We start from the raw sequence: 15,178 nt of genomic DNA on the forward strand, positions 1-15,178 counted from the left end.
ATGACTCTAGTAGTTACTGCTACCAAAAATAATGGAAATATATTATTATAAGCGTGTTGTTCTTTCTATCTCGTGACATCAAATATGCGTAGTGTAAAAGACTGGCTGCTAAGGCAAAAAGACAATATCAGGCGATACGTTGGAATCATTCTGTTTGATCGTGCCAAGCAGAAGCGTCAATGTTTGGACAACAAACCTGTGCTTTTTATCCGTTGGGATGCGAAATTAGGTGATTCGATTGTGGCATCCTGGGTAGCCAGAGAACTCAAGAAAAGCAATGCCAAACGAAAAGTTTGGGTTGTCACTAGCTCATCAATGGCATGTTTATACAAAGAACATTTCCTATTCGACCGAGTCTTCACCATCAAGAAAAGACCCTCATACAGTGAGTTGAAGGTGCTCTGCAATGACATCGGGGATGTTGACTATGTTGTTCATTTTGGCAAGCGACTTAAGATGAAGGATCTGTTCTTTCTGAACAGATTGAGAGCAGCGCATGTCATTGGTTTGGATGACCGTATGCGTCTGATTGACATCAAGCTGGGTAGAGCTTCTTTCGGACTTCATTTCGTTGATAAGTTCAAGCTGGCGCTTAATGAAATGGGGGTTGAATCCCCTGATTCATCTTATATCCTTCCTAAGGATGCCGATGCGATTCATACGATGTCAGAGTGGTGGCCAAATGAAGGGAGCACATTCTGTTTCAATCCTTTTGGCAGTGGTAATAGTCGCAAGATTTCCTGTGAGTTATCTGCAGCATTAATCGATGAGATGCTAAAGATTGATGGTGTTCAAATTGTTCTGTTGGCATCAGAAGATACGAGCGCTGAAGCGAATAAGATCGTTAATATGGTTGGGGAACGTCAGCGCTTGCATCTTTATGACGGAAGGACATCGCTGTCGATGCTGTTTTCTCAGCTCGAGTTGTGCTCCGGGGTGATTAGCGTCGACACGGCAACAGTACATATAGCATCGGGGCTGGGAAAGCCATTATTGGCTATATACAACAACAACCAAGATAACTATGGTGAGTGGCATCCCAATTCTGCTTTGGCAAGTGTGATATTTTCATCAGATGATACGAGAGAGGACGTAAACCTTCTCTCTCGAGAGAGATTTAGTGAACATTTCCATGCGTGGTATGAGCAGTATTTTAGTCAGAGATGAGGGTGCTCGTTAACTTTGCTGGTAGGACTCCAGTCTTTAAATACGATAAATATTGGCAACCTACATTGGATTTGCTGTTACTCACGTAATGATAAAGGGGACAGAATGCAGTTTGACTATCGATGGGGAGGGCTGTTTCTGACAGGACTGATTACATCAATCCTGTTCTTCTTGAATCAGCAGGTTTCTGGCGATCAGCTTCAAATGCTCTATAAGGGCTATCTGGGAGCTTACAATGGCATTTGGTTGAGCTATGGCAACGCCGCGAGTGCGGTGGGTAATGTTCCGGGGAGCCTCTCGGCCTGGTTGATCGGTGGCCCCTTGCTAGTGTGGGACTCGCCTTACGCCCCCATGTTGCTGCTGCTGGCCATGCGACTGGTCGGGTTCCTGCTGTTGGATGCCGTCATTCGGCAGGTGTTCGATGACAGGGTGCGGCTGCTTTTTCTGGTGCTTTGTTGGCTCAACCCCTGGTTCCAGTACGAGAGTCTGCTCTATAACCCCTCTTATCTCTTTCTCTTCTCGGCAATGCACTGTTGGTCGGCTTGGCATATGCGCGAGCGGGCTTCATTCTGGCATACGGTAGTCCATCTGCTGTCGATCGGAATGGCGATGCAGCTGCACTACTCCTGGCCCCTGTTGGCGGTGATCTCGGCCTACCTGTTCTGGCGTCGCGCTTTAAAGGTCAGTTGGAGCGGGGTCGTGGTGGCCGTGCTCCTTATCGGCGCATCCCTGATCCCCTATGCCATGGAGGTGATCAGCAATAGTCAGATCACCCAGAACGAGGACCCCGAAGCCCGTCAACGCTATATCGGTTGGGGGCTGGTCCATGTCTATCCGGTGCTGAAATCGGTGCTCTATTGGTTGCGCTACGGTTCTTGGCTGTTTGCCGGCAAACTGGTCAATGAAACTCAGTTTCTCTGGCTCTCCGGCAACGCCTATCTGCAGTTTGCGGCGGTATGGTTGTGGCGGGTCGCCATCTATGGCATCGGCTCGGCGACCGTAGTGCTGGCGGCGTACGCCAACTGGGATTTGTGGCGCACTTTGCGTCGGCGCCTGTGGCGTAGCGATCGTGCCCCGCTCGATGGGCAGAGCTGGCTCGGCCTCTATGCCATTGCGGCCTTGCTTGCCGTTTTGGTGAGCGCGGCGCTCTCTCCCATTATCTTCAACTACTGGCATCTGATGCTGATCTTCCCTTATGCCCTCTTCCCCGTGTTGCTGATGCTGGTGAAGTGGCGTGATGCCTACCCGCAGTGGCAGGCAAAGGTGCTGTGGGGGGCCATCGCCTTCTGTGTCGTGGTCAACCTGATTGCAGCCTGCGACAGCACCAAGTTCTCCTATAAGGCGGACTATAAGGGCCAAGTACTGGAGTACGTGCAGCAGCAGTTTGGCCGCACCACGCGCTGAGTTCGGCACGGGCGTGCATTGTGGTTATAATGCGCGCCCACTCCGTTTGGCCTTGTGCAAGGTGAGCAAGATGAACCCTGAGTATCAGCAACGCTTCGGCGGGATCGCCCGTCTCTACGGCCAGCCGGCCCTGGCCTCCTTCGCCCGTGCTCACGTCTGCGTGGTCGGCATCGGCGGGGTGGGCTCCTGGGCGGCCGAGGCACTGGCGCGTTCCGGCATCGGTCAGATCACCCTGATCGACATGGATGACATCTGCATCACCAACAGCAATCGCCAGATCCACGCCCTGCAGGGGAATGTGGGCCGCCTCAAGACCGAGGCCATGGCCGAGCGCATCCGCCTCATCAACCCGGATTGTCAGGTGACCGAGGTGGATGACTTCGTCACCGCCGACAACCTGGCCGAGCATATCCACGGCGGGTTTGATTACATCATCGACGCCATCGATTCGGTCAAGGCCAAGGTGGCGCTGATCGCGTTCTGCAAGCGGCGTAAGATCCCCATCATAGTCGCCGGCGGCGCCGGCGGTCAGATGGACCCGACCCAGGTGCAGGTGGCGGATTTGGCCAAGACCATCCAGGATCCCCTGGCTGCCAAGGTGCGCAGCGACCTGCGCCGGCTGCACAACTTCAGCAAGAACCCGGCCCGCAAGTTCGGGGTGGAGTGCGTCTTCTCCACCGAGCAGCTCAGCTACCCGGACGGCAGTGGCGGCGTCTGTCACGCCAAGGCGGCGAGCGACGGCACCATGAAGATGGATTGCGCCTCCGGCTTTGGTGCCGTGACACCGGTGACCGCCACCTTTGGCTTCGTGGCCGTCTCCCGGGTGCTCAAGAAGATCACCGAGCGCGGCGCCCGAGCCGACCAACCAGCTCCCGCCGCTGAATAACCGCGAGGGCAGATACAGAGAGGGCAGCCAATGGCTGCCCTCTCTGTATTAGCCGATCCGCTCGCTGATGGCCTGAACGATGGCGCGCAGCCCGTTGCCGCGCGAGGGGGATAGGTGTTTCTCCAGCCCCAGCTCGGCGAGGTAGGCCTCCATATCGAAGGCGCGGATCGCCGCGCCGCTCTGGTGGTTGAGGGCCGCCAGCACGATGACGACGAGGCCGCGCACGATGCGCGCGTCCGAGTCGCAGGCGAAGTGCCAGTGGCCGTCTTGCTCCTCGGCCAGCAGCCAGGCCTGGCTCTCGCAGCCGTGCAGGCGATGCTCCTCGGTCTGCCACTCGGCGGGCAAGGTGGGCAGCTGCTTGCCGAGCTGGATGATGAGGCGGTACTGGTTCTCCCAGCCCTGGGCAGCGGCAAAGGCGGCGCGGATGGCATCGGCGTCCGGCGTCTCGCCGATGGGGGTATAGGTCGCGAGCATCAGAAGAACTCCTCCAGCTTGTGGATGGCGCGGATCAGGGCGTCGACCTCTTCCCGGGTCGAGTAGCAGGCGAGCGACGCCCGCAGGGTGCCGCCGATCCCCAGGCTTTCCATCAGCGGCATGGCGCAGTGGTGGCCGACGCGCACAGCGACCCCCTGCAGGTCGAGCAGGGTGCCGGCGTCCTGGGGATGGACCTCATCGAGCAGGAAGGAGACGGCCCCGATCCGCTCCTTTGGCTCCCCCACCAGGCGCACGCCGGGGGTAGTCCGCAGCCGCTCGGCCAAGTAGTTGGTCAGCTCGTACTCGTGGGCGAGCAGAGCGTCCCTGTCCTGCTCTTGCAGGAAGTCGATGGCCGCTGCCAGGCTGACGGCGCCGGCGATGTGCGGGGTGCCTGCCTCGAACTTGAACGGCGGCTGGTTGAAGCTGGTGCCGGCGAAGCTCACCCGCTCTATCATCTCGCCGCCCCCCTGCCAGGGGGGCATTTTCTCGAGCAGATCGCGGCGCCCCCACAGGGCGCCGATACCGGTGGGGGCATACATCTTGTGGCCCGAGAAGGCGTAAAAATCGCAGCCGAGCCGCTGTACGTCCACTGGCAGGTGGGCGACCGCCTGGGCCCCGTCGATCAACACCAGGGCGCCGGCAGCCTTGGCCAACCGTGCCATCTCTGCCACCGGGTTAATGGTGCCGAGGGCGTTGGAGACCTGGCCGACGGCAACCAGCCGGGTGCGCGGGCCGAGCAGGGCCCGGTAGGCATCGAGGTCGATGTCACCGCGCGGGTCCAGGGGGATGGGGACGACCCGGGCGCCGCTGCGCTGCGCTGTCAGCTGCCAGGGGACAATATTGGCGTGGTGCTCGAGGGTGCTGACCAGGATCTCGTCGCCGGGCTTAAGGCTCTGCCCCCAGCTTTGGGCCACCAGGTTGATCGCCTCTGTGGTGCCGCGGGTCCAGATCACCTCGCGGCTGTCGGGGGCGTTGATAAAACGGGCCACCGTCTCACGGGCCGCCTCGAAGGCCGCCGTCGCCCGGGTGCTGAGTGCGTGAGAGGCCCGGTGCACATTGGCGTTGTCGCTCTGGTAAAACGCGCGCATGGCCTCCAGCACCGCCTCGGGCTTCTGGGTGGTGGCGGCGTTGTCCAGATAGACCAGGGGGTGGCCGTTGACCGACTGGTGCAGGGCCGGGAACTGGCGACGAAGCGTGGAAACGCAGAGACTCATGGCATGCTCGCAGGGACGAAAGGGGGCAACATGATCCTGAAAATAGCCGCAAAGCACAAGTTTGCAGCGGGAAAGCGCCCCTGCCTTTCTGCTACAATCTCGCCCCTCCTTGTGCAACGGAGTCCTTCATGAAGCTCAACCCCAATCAGAACGAAGCGGTCAAGTACGTATCCGGCCCCTGCCTGGTGTTGGCGGGAGCCGGCTCCGGCAAGACGCGCGTCATCACCAACAAGATCGCCTATCTGGTGCAGCAGTGTGGCTACAACGCTCGCAACATCGCCGCGGTCACCTTCACCAACAAGGCGGCCCGTGAAATGAAAGAGCGGGTGGGCCAGACCCTGGGCCGCAAGGAGGCGCGCGGCCTGATGGTCTCGACCTTCCATACCCTGGGGCTCGAGATCATCCGGCGCGAGCACAAGACCCTCAACCTCAAGGCCAACTTCTCCCTGTTCGACGATACGGATCAGCTGGCCCTGCTCAAAGAGCTGACCGAAGCCGAGCTCGACAATGACAAGGACCGGCTCTCGGCCCTTATCAGCCAGATCTCCAACTGGAAGAACGATCTGGTGTTGCCGGCGCGCGCCCTGCGTATCGCCCGCGGTCCTGACGAGGTGTTGATGGCCCAGCTCTACGAGCGCTATCACCGCCAGATGGTGGCCTACAACGCCCTCGATTTCGACGACCTCATCCTGATGCCGACCCTGCTGCTCAAGATGAACGACGAGGTGCGCACCCGCTGGCAGGCCAAGATCCGCTACTTGTTGGTGGACGAGTATCAGGACACCAACACCAGCCAGTACGAGTTGGTCAAACAGATCGTCGGCGAGCGGGCCCGCTTCACCGTGGTGGGGGACGACGACCAGTCGATCTACTCCTGGCGGGGGGCCAAGCCCCAGAACCTGGTGCTGCTGGGGGAGGACTTCCCCCATCTTCGCCTCATCAAGCTGGAGCAGAACTATCGCTCCAAGGGGCGCATCCTCAAGTGCGCCAACATACTGATCGCCAACAACCCCCACGTCTATGACAAGGCGCTCTTCTCCGAGCTCGACTACGGGGTGCCGGTGCGGGTGCTGTTTGCCAAGAACGAGGAGCACGAGGCGGAGCGTATTGCCGCCGAGCTGATGGGTCACAAGTTCATGAACCGCACCCGATTCAAGGACTACGCCATCCTCTACCGGGGCAACCACCAGTCACGCATCTTCGAGAAGGCGCTGATGACCAACCGTATCCCCTACAAGATTTCGGGGGGCACCTCGTTCTTCTCGCGCACCGAGATCAAGGACATCATGGCCTACCTCAAGCTGTTGGTGAATCCGGACGAGGACACGGCATTTCTGCGGGTGGTCAACCTGCCGCGCCGCGAAATCGGCCCCACCACGCTCGAAAAACTTGGCCAGTACGCCAACCAGCGTGGCAAGAGCCTGTTTGCCGCCAGTTTCGAGCTGGGGCTGGAGCAGCATCTCTCGGGGCGTGGCCTGGTGGCCCTGCGCGCCTTCACCGAGTGGCTGGTGCGCCTCGGGGACAATGCCGTGCGCGGCAACCCGGTCGAGGCGGTGCGCGACATGATCAAGGAGATCCACTACGAGGAGTGGCTCTACGAGACCTCACCCAGCCCCAGGGCGGCCGAGATGCGGATGCAGAACGTCTCGACCCTTTATCGCTGGATCACCGAGATGCTGGAAGGGGATGAGGTGGACGAGCCCATGACCCTGCCCCAGGTGGTCACCCGCCTCACCCTGCGCGACATGATGGAGCGCAACGAGGGGGAGGATGAGGTGGATCAGGTGCAGTTGATGACCCTGCACGCCTCCAAGGGGCTGGAGTTCCCCTATGTCTTCATGGTCGGCATGGAGGAAGGGCTGCTGCCCCACCAGACCAGCATCGACGAGGACAACGTGGAGGAGGAGCGGCGCCTGGCCTATGTGGGCATCACCCGGGCCCAGACCGAACTCACCTTCACCCTCTGCCGCGAGCGGCGCCAGTTTGGTGAGACGGTGCGACCGGAGCCGAGCCGCTTCCTGCTGGAGCTGCCTCAGGACGATCTGATGTGGGAAAACCAGAAGAAGGTGACGGCCGAGGAGCGGCAGATCAAGGGGCAAGTCGGGGTCGCTAACCTGCGCGCCTTGTTCAAGAAGGACTAACGCTTGACCGGAAACGGTCGTCCCAGCAGGGGCGGTATGTCGATGCCCTGCATGGGGGGGGCGATGAAGCGCCCCTGACCCAGTTCGCAACCCAACTCGACCAGTTTCTGGTACTCGGCCTGGTTTTCGATCCCCTCGACCACCAGATGGAACCCGAGATCCTGGCTGATGTCGCGCATGGCGCGGATCATCGCCAGATCCTTGGGGGACTGCAGCATGCGATGGGTAAAGCTGTCATCCACCTTGATGTAGTCCACCGGGTAGTGAAACAGGGCGTTGAGGGAAGAGAAGCCGGTGCCGAAGTCATCCAGGCTAATCTGAATGCCCCGGGCACGTAGCTCATGCAGTATGGTGAGCGTGTTGCCATCCTGCCTGGAGAGCTCCCGCTCGTTGAATTCGAACACCAGATATCGGGGTGAAAGCCCGCTCTCCTGTACTATGGTCAGCAGCTGCTCGACCTGCTCGCGGCTGGCCAGATGCTTGCCCGACAGGTTGAGGGCCACCTTGAACTTGATGGAGCCGATTTGCTCCAGCCAGTTGTTCAGCTGCTGGCAGGTGTGGCGCAGTATATGGCAGTCCAACTCGAGAATGAGCCCACACTGCTCGGCCAGCGGGATGAAGTCGAATGCATCCTTGAGCGCCCCCTCCGGGGTGAGCCAGCGGGCCATCACCTCCAGCCCTACCAGGCGGCTATCCTTGAGCCGGATCAGAGGCTGAAAATAGGGGATGATCCGCCGCTCCGTGAGCGCCTGCTTCAACTCATATTCCGGCGACAGCCATGCCTGGCTGCTGCACTCCTCCGAATAGACCACGATCCGGTTGCGCCCGTTGCGTTTGGCCTGGTACATGGCCAGATCTGCCTGGTGCAGCAGCTGACTGATGTCGCTGGTCTGCTCCGTGACCATGGCGACGCCAATGCTCATATGAATCGGCAGTTCGTTGCCGAGAATATGAAAAGGGGTTGAGTGACGCTCCATCAGGCGGTTGAGCACGGGGTTGATGCTCGCCTCATCCATGCTGTTATCCAGATAGATGACAAACTCGTCGCCCCCCAGTCGGGCCACCATGTCATTTTGACGAATGCAGGTGCTCAGCCGCAGGGCTAACTCCTTCAGTAGCAGGTCACCCACATGATGGCCCAGGCGATCGTTGATTGTCTTGAAATGGTCGATGTCGATGAAGATCAGGGTGAAGCCCGGACTCTTGTAGCGATGGAAGTGCTTCATCGACTGCTCCAGCCGGGTCATCAGGCAGGCCCGGTTGGGGAGACGGGTGAGGGGATCGTGCAGGGCATCGAACTGCAGCTTGCGCTCCAGCTCCTGATGGCGTTTGAGCTGCTTTTGCAGCCGCAGGTTGGCCTGGCGCAATTGAAGCAGACGCTGATTGAGGGTCTCTTCACTGTTGTAATCGACCAGCTGGTCGCGAATCCGCTGCAGCTCCATCACCATAGTGAGCTGCCCCTTGAGGAAATCGACCAGCAGCCTCTCGTCGGCTCCGGGAGGGGCCCTGCTGCTGAGCATCAGGTGGGCGAAGTAGGTTCGTTGCAGTCGTAGTGGATGGCTGGTCCAGAATAGCCCCTGCCGCTCGGCTTCGACCGGATGGTTGCGATGACACAGAGCCATCAACTCGGAGTCGGGGTGCTCACTGCGCTCCGGGTAGATGAGGTCGACCCCTCTCTCCTCGAGATGCAGCAAAATAAAATCCTGCACTCCCAGCATGAAACGGGCGGCCGCATCGAGCTGGGCATAGAGCGCCTGGGGCGGCAGGGTATTGGCCAGGCGCATGATGCGCGCCAGGCTTTCCACCTTCTGATGCCAGTCGGGTCGATGGTTGATGAAGGGAGAGGCCTCTTCACCGAGATGGGAGCCCGCCTGGGTTTCGCTCAGGCGATGGGCGAGGCACTCGAGCAGCAGGTGCAGGGTGGGTTGTTCGGCGGGTTCAGTTTTCGCCAACAGCCAGGTGATGGCGCCATTCTCGACGGGGAGCAGACACCATCCGGCATCTTCCTTGAGATGTAGCAGCATCTCCATCATGCGTTGGGGATCGGCTTTGACTTGCTCGCGCAGGGACGGGGGGAGACCGGATTCGTAGATCCATCGCAAGCCGGCGCTGCCATAACCGAGTAGCGCAAAATGGCTCAATGGACAGTAACCAGAGAGGCTGGCTCGCAGTTGTTCAAACTCGTCCGCAGTGGCCTGGGCCGGTGGCGGGAAGTTGAGAATAGATGACACCAGCGCCAACAGTGGCGTGGTGTGCTGCGTGCCTTGGGTATCGATCATCAAGGGTGCCCTGGTCTGTTGACCCTTTAAGCGTAGCCGGGCTCCCCGGAAGGGAAAGGGTCACCGAGGTGACCCGGATCATGACTCAGAGTTTGTCTGTCATGTAATGGATTGCGTTTTCGATCTCTTCATCGCTACAGGCGGCACAGGTACCGCGCGCAGGCATGGTGCCGTGGCTGCCGGTGAACCCTTCGATGGCGTGCTTGCGCAGGGTGTCGAAGCCCTGGGCGACACGCGGGTCCCAAGCGGCCTTATCGCCACGCTTGGGCGCGCCGGCGGCGCCGGTGTCGTGGCAAGCGAAGCAGGCGCCCTTGTAGACGGTTTCACCATCACGGGGGCCGGACGAGGCGCTGGCGGTCTGGTTTGCCGCCGGAGCTATGCCCTCCAGATCCTGGGCCGAGTAGACACTACCGACCGGCTTGGTGCGCTCGGCGATGGCCTCCGGTGACATATCCTGATTGGCGGCAAGGGCCGCGGTAGAAAGGCTGGCGGCGGTAATGCCGACGGCCAGCAGATAGCTCAGTTGTTTTAACACGCTCACATACTCCCAGCAGGCATTTATTATCCCTAGAAACGGCGTGATTATAACCGAACAGTTACAGCCATTTAAACGCTTGTGTGTGAAGTGTTAAGCAATCTCGGCATTAAAAAAGGGGAGCCTGGGCTCCCCTATGGTTTCGGTCGTATGCCGGAGGTTAGTGGCTTCCCGCCTTGGCCTTGGGCGGAATTGACTCGTCAAACTCCGGCAAGGGTTTGTGCTCCGAGGCCAGGTAGGTGTAGATGACCGGCAGCACGAACAGGGTGAAGAGGGTGCCGATGGCCAGCCCCGCCACGATGACGATACCTATGCTAAAGCGCTGGGCGGCGCCGGCGCCAGAGGCGTAGAGCAGCGGGATGAGACCGGCGATCATGGCCGCGGTAGTCATCAGGATCGGACGCAGACGCACCTTGGCGGCGGCCATCACGGCCTCCATCCGGTTGCGACCGTGCAGCAGCTGCTCCTCCTTGGCCACCTCGCAGATCAGGATGCCGTGCTTGGTAATCAGGCCAACCAGCGTGATGAGACCTACCTGAGAGTAGATGTTCATGGTCGCCGCGCCCCAGGCCAGGGCGATCAGGGCCCCGCTGATGGCGAGCGGTACCGACACCATGATGACCAGAGGGTCGCGAGCCGATTCGAACTGGATCGCCAGCACCAGGAAGATGATGGCCAGCGCCAGGGCGAAGGTGGCGTAGAGGGCGCTGCCTTCGGTGACGAACTGGCGTGCTTCGCCCATGTAGTCATAGCGATAGCCCTTGGGCAGCAGCTCCTCGGCCTTGGCATCGAGCCAGCCGATGGCCTCCCCCATGGTGGCACCCGGCATCAGTACGGCGCCTATGGTAGCCGAGTTGAGCTGGTTGAAGTGGGGCAGGGCACGAGGTTCACCAACCACCTCGATGGTGATGAGGCTGCCCAGAGGAATGGATTTCCCGTCTGCTGCCCGCACATAGTAACCCTTGATCGACTCGGGATTGAGGCGGTACTTGCGCTCCACCTGAGGGATCACCTCGTAGGAGCGGCCATCCAGGTCGATCCGGTTGACGTAGCCGTCAGCCATCATGGTTCCCAGCGTGATACCTATGTCCTGCATGGTGATGCCGTAGGCCCCGCCTTGTCCTTGTCGATCTTGATCTTCATGGTGGCGGAGTCGTAGTTCAGATCCAGGGTCGAGTAGACGAAGCGACCGCTCCCCTGTACCGCTGCCAGCATCTCGCTTGCCACCTGATAGAGGCTCTCGAAGTGGTTCGGCGTGGTGATGACGAACTGCACCGGCAGGCCGCTCGAGGCACCAGGAAGCTCGGGGAACTGGAAGGTGGTGATCGACATGCCGGGCACGTCCTGCACCAGTCCGGCGACCCGGTCCAATACCTCCTTCTGACTGGCGTCACGCTGGCTCCAGGGCACCATGGACGCGATGCCGAAGGCCTGGTTGGAGTCAAACACCCCGGAGAAGACCTGAGAGAAGGCCACTTCAGGTTGTTCGTCGAGCACCTTGTTCACCTGCTCCATGGTGCCCTGGATGTAGTCCAGGTTGGCGTTGGAGGGGGCGGTCCCCAGCACCGCCATCACCCCTTTATCCTCGCTCGGAGCCAGTTCGCTCGGGATGAACTTGAACAGCAGTGGCAGGCTGGCAAAGACGATGACGGCAAAGGTCACGATCACGATGCGCTTGTGCATGATGGCGTGCAGCATGGCGTCATAGCGGGCCGTCATGCGATCCAGCAGGTGGTGAACCTTGCTCTCGAACTTGCCCGGCGCCTCGTTGGCCTTGAGCATCTTGGAGCACATCATGGGTGAGAGGGTCAGTGCCACCACGCCGGAGACAAACACGGCACCCGCCAGGGTCAGGGCGAACTCCTTGAACAGGGATCCGGTGATCCCTCCCATCAGGGCGATCGGCGCGTACACGGCGGCCAGGGTCAGGGTCATGGCGATAACCGGGACGGCAATCTCGCGGGTGCCTATGATGGCGGCGCGGAACGGGTCCTCGCCCTCCTTGACGTGACGATCCACGTTCTCCAGCACCACGATGGCGTCATCCACCACCAGGCCGATGGCCAGCACCATGGCGAGCAGCGTCATCAGGTTGATGGAGAAGTCGAACATCTGCATCACCATCACCACGCCGATCAGGCTGAGGGGAATGGTGATGATGGGGATCAGTACGGCACGGAAGGAGCCGAGGAACAGGGTGATCACCACCAGAACGATGAGGGCCGCCTCGACGATGGTCTTGATAACCTCGTGGATCGACTCGTTGATCGCGACCGTGGAGTCATAGAGGACGTTGGACTCCATGGTGCTCGGCATGTTGCGCTTGAGCTCCGGCAGCAGCTCCAGCACATCGTGGGCGATGTTGATCGGGTTGGCGGTCGGCGCGGCGTTGACGGCCAGCACCACGGCCTCACGGCCGTTGGCGGTGGCGCGATAGACGTCGTGGCTCTTCTCCATGGTCACCCTGGCGATGTCGGCCAGGCGGATCACCTTGCTGTCGCGGGTGGCGACCACCAGGCGCTTGAGCTCCTCGGTATCATTGACCTGAGTCTCGGCGTTACCGTTGTAGAGGGTGAAATAGCCGATGGCCTGACCGGTGGCCGACTGATAGTTGTTGCTGTTGAGCACGCCCATCACGTCGGCGGCGGTCAGGTTGAAGGCCGCCATCTTGGCCGGATCCAGCCACACCCGCAGGGCGTACTTGGTGCCGCCGTACATGTCGACCTTGGAGACCCCGCCGACGGTGAAGAGCTGGGGCTTGATGACCCGCTCAAGATAGTCGGTGATCTGACTGGCGTTGAGCTCCGGACTGGTGAAGCCGATGTAAAGCACCGCCGTGGTCGAGCCGGTGGACATGGTGACCGAGGGGTCTTCCGACTCCTTCGGCAGTTGGGAGCGTACCGAGTTAACCTTGGCCAGAATATCGGACAGGGCAGCGTTCGGGTCGGTGTTGAGCTTCATGTATGCCGTGATGGTGGAGCTACCCAACTGGGTCGACGAGGTCATGAAGTCGATGTTGTCGGCCTGGGCGACGGCCTGCTCCAGTGGCTGGGTGATAAACCCCTGGATCAGGTCGGCACTGGCGCCGTAATAGCTGGTGCTGACCGTGACGACCGTGTTGGTCATCTCCGGGTACTCGCGCACCTGCATCTTGAAGATGGCCTGCAGTCCCAGCAGCGCGATCAGAAAACTGATCGAGATCGCCAGGATGGGGCGCTTGATGAATATGTCGGTAAAACGCATCTGTCTCTCCGCGTGTTACAGCATGGGGGTTTGTGTCGGGACAGCAAGCCCCTTGTCGTCCACGATCTTCACCCTGGCGCCGTTGCTCAAACGTACCTGGCCAGACATGACCACTTCGTCGCCGGCCTGGATGCCAGAGACCACATGGGCATCGTTACCCTTGCGCTCGTTTACCCTGACCACGACCTGCTCGGCCCGTTTGACCTTGACCGCGTTGCCTTCCTTGTCCTGTTCCTCGCTCTCGCGCACCACATAGACGTTTTCGCCGTAGAGGGTGAAAGAGATGGCTGTCTGGGGCAGCACTATCTGTTGCTCGATGGCGGGCAACAGGATGCTGGCGCGGGCAAACATGCCGGAGCGCAGCTGGCCATCGTTATTGGGGATGTCGGCTTGCACCTGGATCAGACCGCTCTGGTAGTTAACGGCGGGTTCGATGGCGCTGATATGACCCTTGAACGGGCGGCTCGGGTAGGAATCGACGTTGATCAGGATGGGCTGCTGCAGATGGATGCGGGAGATATCGGTCTGCGGCACGGTGAAGCGCAGGCGCATCACGCTGGTGTCCTCGAGACGCACTATGTCGTTACCCGGCTGCAGATACTGGCCGAGGAAGACGTTGCGCAGACCCACCACGCCGGCAAACGGGGCACGGACCTCACGGCGGGCGATGGTGGATTTCAGGCTCTCGATGTCCGCCAGCAGCGACTTGTAGGTGGCCTCGGAGTCATCCAGCTGATCCTGCGAGATAGAGCCCTTGGCCAATAGGTTGCGATAGCGCTCGTACTTGGCCTTGGCGGCGGGCAGCTTGGCCAGGGAGGCGCTCAAATTGGCCTTCTCGACGCTGGCATCCAGGCTCAACAGCAGCTGGTCGGCCTTGACGTTCTGACCCGACTCGAAGCTGATGGTATCTATGGTTCCCGACTGTTCGGTGGTGAGGGTCACCCCCTGATTGGGTTCGATAAAGCCGATCGCCTCTATGGTCGGTACCCAGGCCTCTGTAGTGACCTTGTGCACCGTCACCGGAAATTCGGGTTCTGGCCGGTTTGCCATGAAGTTGGCAATCATCTTCTGTTTGAACAGATTGAAACCGATCACGCTGCCAAACAGGGCCAGCGCGATGAGCAACATGATGCCCATCCACTTTTTCATGAGCTCTCACTCCTGGGGGTTAAGTTAAGGAACCAAAATGGCTCGCCAGCTGGCGAGAATGATCGTATTGATTTGCTGCTCGTTGATGCGGGGATCCTGCAGACGAGCCAGTTGGGCAATGTGTACCACCGAGTCCAGGCTCAAGGCGCTGAGCAGGCGCGGGGGCAGGTCGATAAACAGGCCCTGGATGCGCCCTTGTTCGAAGAAGTCGAGAATGGGTTGCCACAGGTCCCACACATCCAGCTCGATCTCGGGGTAGTTGGGGGAGGCCTCATACTGCGCCTTGCAGCGCAGGGCGTCGGGATCCTCGCTTAACACCCTGAACGCATTCAGCCAGAGTCGGCGGTACTGCTCGAAAGGGGGTTGGCTGGGGTCCTGGTCGGCCAGGATAATCGCCAACGCCTGAATATGGACGTGGCGGTGGAGCTGGCGCAACAGATCGTCTTTATCGCTGAAGTAGCGATAGATAGTTCCTGTTGCCACGGAGGCCTGTTTGGCTACCATAGACATGGAGAGCCCGTGAAAGCCCTTCTCTGCCAACAACTCCTGAGTGGCTTGAAAGATACGCTCGCGTTTGTCCATGATGCCAGCCTAGAATGAACGTTCATTCATTCTAGGTGGGGCGTCAAACATGTCAAGCCGTAACGAGGAGCGAAACTGAGTGTTCGGCGGCTATTTTGGCGGTT

Annotated in this window: 10 protein-coding genes and 1 pseudogene; 4 read left to right on the top strand and 7 right to left on the bottom strand. The window is 60.0% G+C overall.

Annotated elements, in window-relative coordinates; translation table 11 throughout:
• Nucleotides 1-84: 84 nt before the first annotated feature.
• The 3 genes from BN1121_RS16845 (at nt 85) to tcdA (ending at nt 3,457) form a co-directional block, all read left to right on the top strand.
• Nucleotides 85-1,167, top strand: a complete 1,083-nt coding sequence (locus BN1121_RS16845) for a glycosyltransferase family 9 protein (RefSeq protein ID WP_081606461.1) — start codon at nt 85-87, stop codon at nt 1,165-1,167.
• 204 nt (nt 1,168-1,371) lie between these two features.
• Nucleotides 1,372-2,571 (top strand): 3-deoxy-D-manno-octulosonic acid transferase, encoded by a 1,200-nt coding sequence (locus tag BN1121_RS16850; RefSeq protein ID WP_081606462.1) that lies wholly within the window; start codon nt 1,372-1,374, stop codon nt 2,569-2,571.
• Nucleotides 2,572-2,641: 70 nt separating this feature from the next.
• Nucleotides 2,642-3,457 carry a tRNA cyclic N6-threonylcarbamoyladenosine(37) synthase TcdA gene (gene tcdA, locus BN1121_RS16855; RefSeq protein ID WP_005356321.1) on the top strand — a complete coding sequence of 272 codons (816 nt, stop codon included), beginning with the start codon at nt 2,642-2,644 and terminating at the stop codon, nt 3,455-3,457.
• A 48-nt stretch (nt 3,458-3,505) separates the two neighbouring features.
• Here the strand turns inward: tcdA and BN1121_RS16860 are convergent, their stop codons facing one another.
• Entirely contained in the window at nt 3,506-3,931 is a 426-nt protein-coding gene (locus BN1121_RS16860; RefSeq protein ID WP_005356320.1) for a SufE family protein, read from the bottom strand.
• Nucleotides 3,931-5,145, bottom strand: a complete 1,215-nt coding sequence (locus BN1121_RS16865) for an aminotransferase class V-fold PLP-dependent enzyme (protein WP_005356311.1) — start codon at nt 5,143-5,145, stop codon at nt 3,931-3,933. Before BN1121_RS16865 ends, BN1121_RS16860 begins: the two co-directional genes overlap by 1 nt.
• A 128-nt stretch (nt 5,146-5,273) precedes the next feature.
• Here BN1121_RS16865 and rep point away from each other — a divergent pair, with 128 nt between their 5' ends.
• Entirely contained in the window at nt 5,274-7,286 is a 2,013-nt protein-coding gene (rep, locus tag BN1121_RS16870) for a DNA helicase Rep (RefSeq protein ID WP_005356310.1), read from the top strand.
• Here rep and BN1121_RS16875 read toward each other — a convergent pair.
• The 5 genes and pseudogenes from BN1121_RS16875 to BN1121_RS16895 all read right to left on the bottom strand — a co-directional run bounded on the left by BN1121_RS16875 (nt 7,283) and on the right by BN1121_RS16895 (nt 15,074).
• A complete protein-coding gene (locus BN1121_RS16875; RefSeq protein WP_005356309.1) occupies nt 7,283-9,565 on the bottom strand; it encodes a putative bifunctional diguanylate cyclase/phosphodiesterase in 2,283 nt (760 codons plus the stop codon). The two genes, rep and BN1121_RS16875, sit on opposite strands and share 4 nt — an antisense overlap.
• An 85-nt stretch (nt 9,566-9,650) precedes the next feature.
• On the bottom strand, nt 9,651-10,106 hold the full coding sequence (locus BN1121_RS16880) for a c-type cytochrome (protein WP_043157815.1): 456 nt from the start codon (nt 10,104-10,106) through the stop codon (nt 9,651-9,653).
• A gap of 154 nt (nt 10,107-10,260) precedes the next feature.
• Nucleotides 10,261-13,343: pseudogene (locus tag BN1121_RS16885) on the bottom strand (multidrug efflux RND transporter permease subunit).
• Between the two features lie 15 nt (nt 13,344-13,358).
• Nucleotides 13,359-14,492 (bottom strand): efflux RND transporter periplasmic adaptor subunit, encoded by a 1,134-nt coding sequence (locus BN1121_RS16890; protein ID WP_005356307.1) that lies wholly within the window; start codon nt 14,490-14,492, stop codon nt 13,359-13,361.
• Nucleotides 14,493-14,516: 24 nt separating this feature from the next.
• Entirely contained in the window at nt 14,517-15,074 is a 558-nt protein-coding gene (locus BN1121_RS16895) for a TetR/AcrR family transcriptional regulator (protein ID WP_005356306.1), read from the bottom strand.
• Nucleotides 15,075-15,178 lie beyond the last annotated feature (104 nt).

It is taken from the genome of Aeromonas diversa CDC 2478-85, from assembly GCF_000819805.1.
Classification (GTDB): Bacteria; Pseudomonadota; Gammaproteobacteria; order Enterobacterales; family Aeromonadaceae; genus Aeromonas; species Aeromonas diversa.

What these genes read in the sequence shown, in the direction of transcription:
- BN1121_RS16845 (WP_081606461.1), top strand. Translation starts at nt 85, where the DNA reads ATGCGTAGTGTAAAAGACTGGCTGCTAAGGCAAAAAGACAATATCAGG.
- BN1121_RS16850 (WP_081606462.1), top strand. Translation starts at nt 1,372, where the DNA reads ATGCTCTATAAGGGCTATCTGGGAGCTTACAATGGCATTTGGTTGAGC.
- tcdA (WP_005356321.1), top strand. Translation starts at nt 2,642, where the DNA reads ATGAACCCTGAGTATCAGCAACGCTTCGGCGGGATCGCCCGTCTCTAC.
- BN1121_RS16860 (WP_005356320.1), bottom strand. Translation starts at nt 3,931, where the DNA reads ATGCTCGCGACCTATACCCCCATCGGCGAGACGCCGGACGCCGATGCC.
- BN1121_RS16865 (WP_005356311.1), bottom strand. Translation starts at nt 5,145, where the DNA reads ATGAGTCTCTGCGTTTCCACGCTTCGTCGCCAGTTCCCGGCCCTGCAC.
- rep (WP_005356310.1), top strand. Translation starts at nt 5,274, where the DNA reads ATGAAGCTCAACCCCAATCAGAACGAAGCGGTCAAGTACGTATCCGGC.
- BN1121_RS16875 (WP_005356309.1), bottom strand. Translation starts at nt 9,565, where the DNA reads ATGATCGATACCCAAGGCACGCAGCACACCACGCCACTGTTGGCGCTG.
- BN1121_RS16890 (WP_005356307.1), bottom strand. Translation starts at nt 14,492, where the DNA reads ATGAAAAAGTGGATGGGCATCATGTTGCTCATCGCGCTGGCCCTGTTT.
- BN1121_RS16895 (WP_005356306.1), bottom strand. Translation starts at nt 15,074, where the DNA reads ATGGACAAACGCGAGCGTATCTTTCAAGCCACTCAGGAGTTGTTGGCA.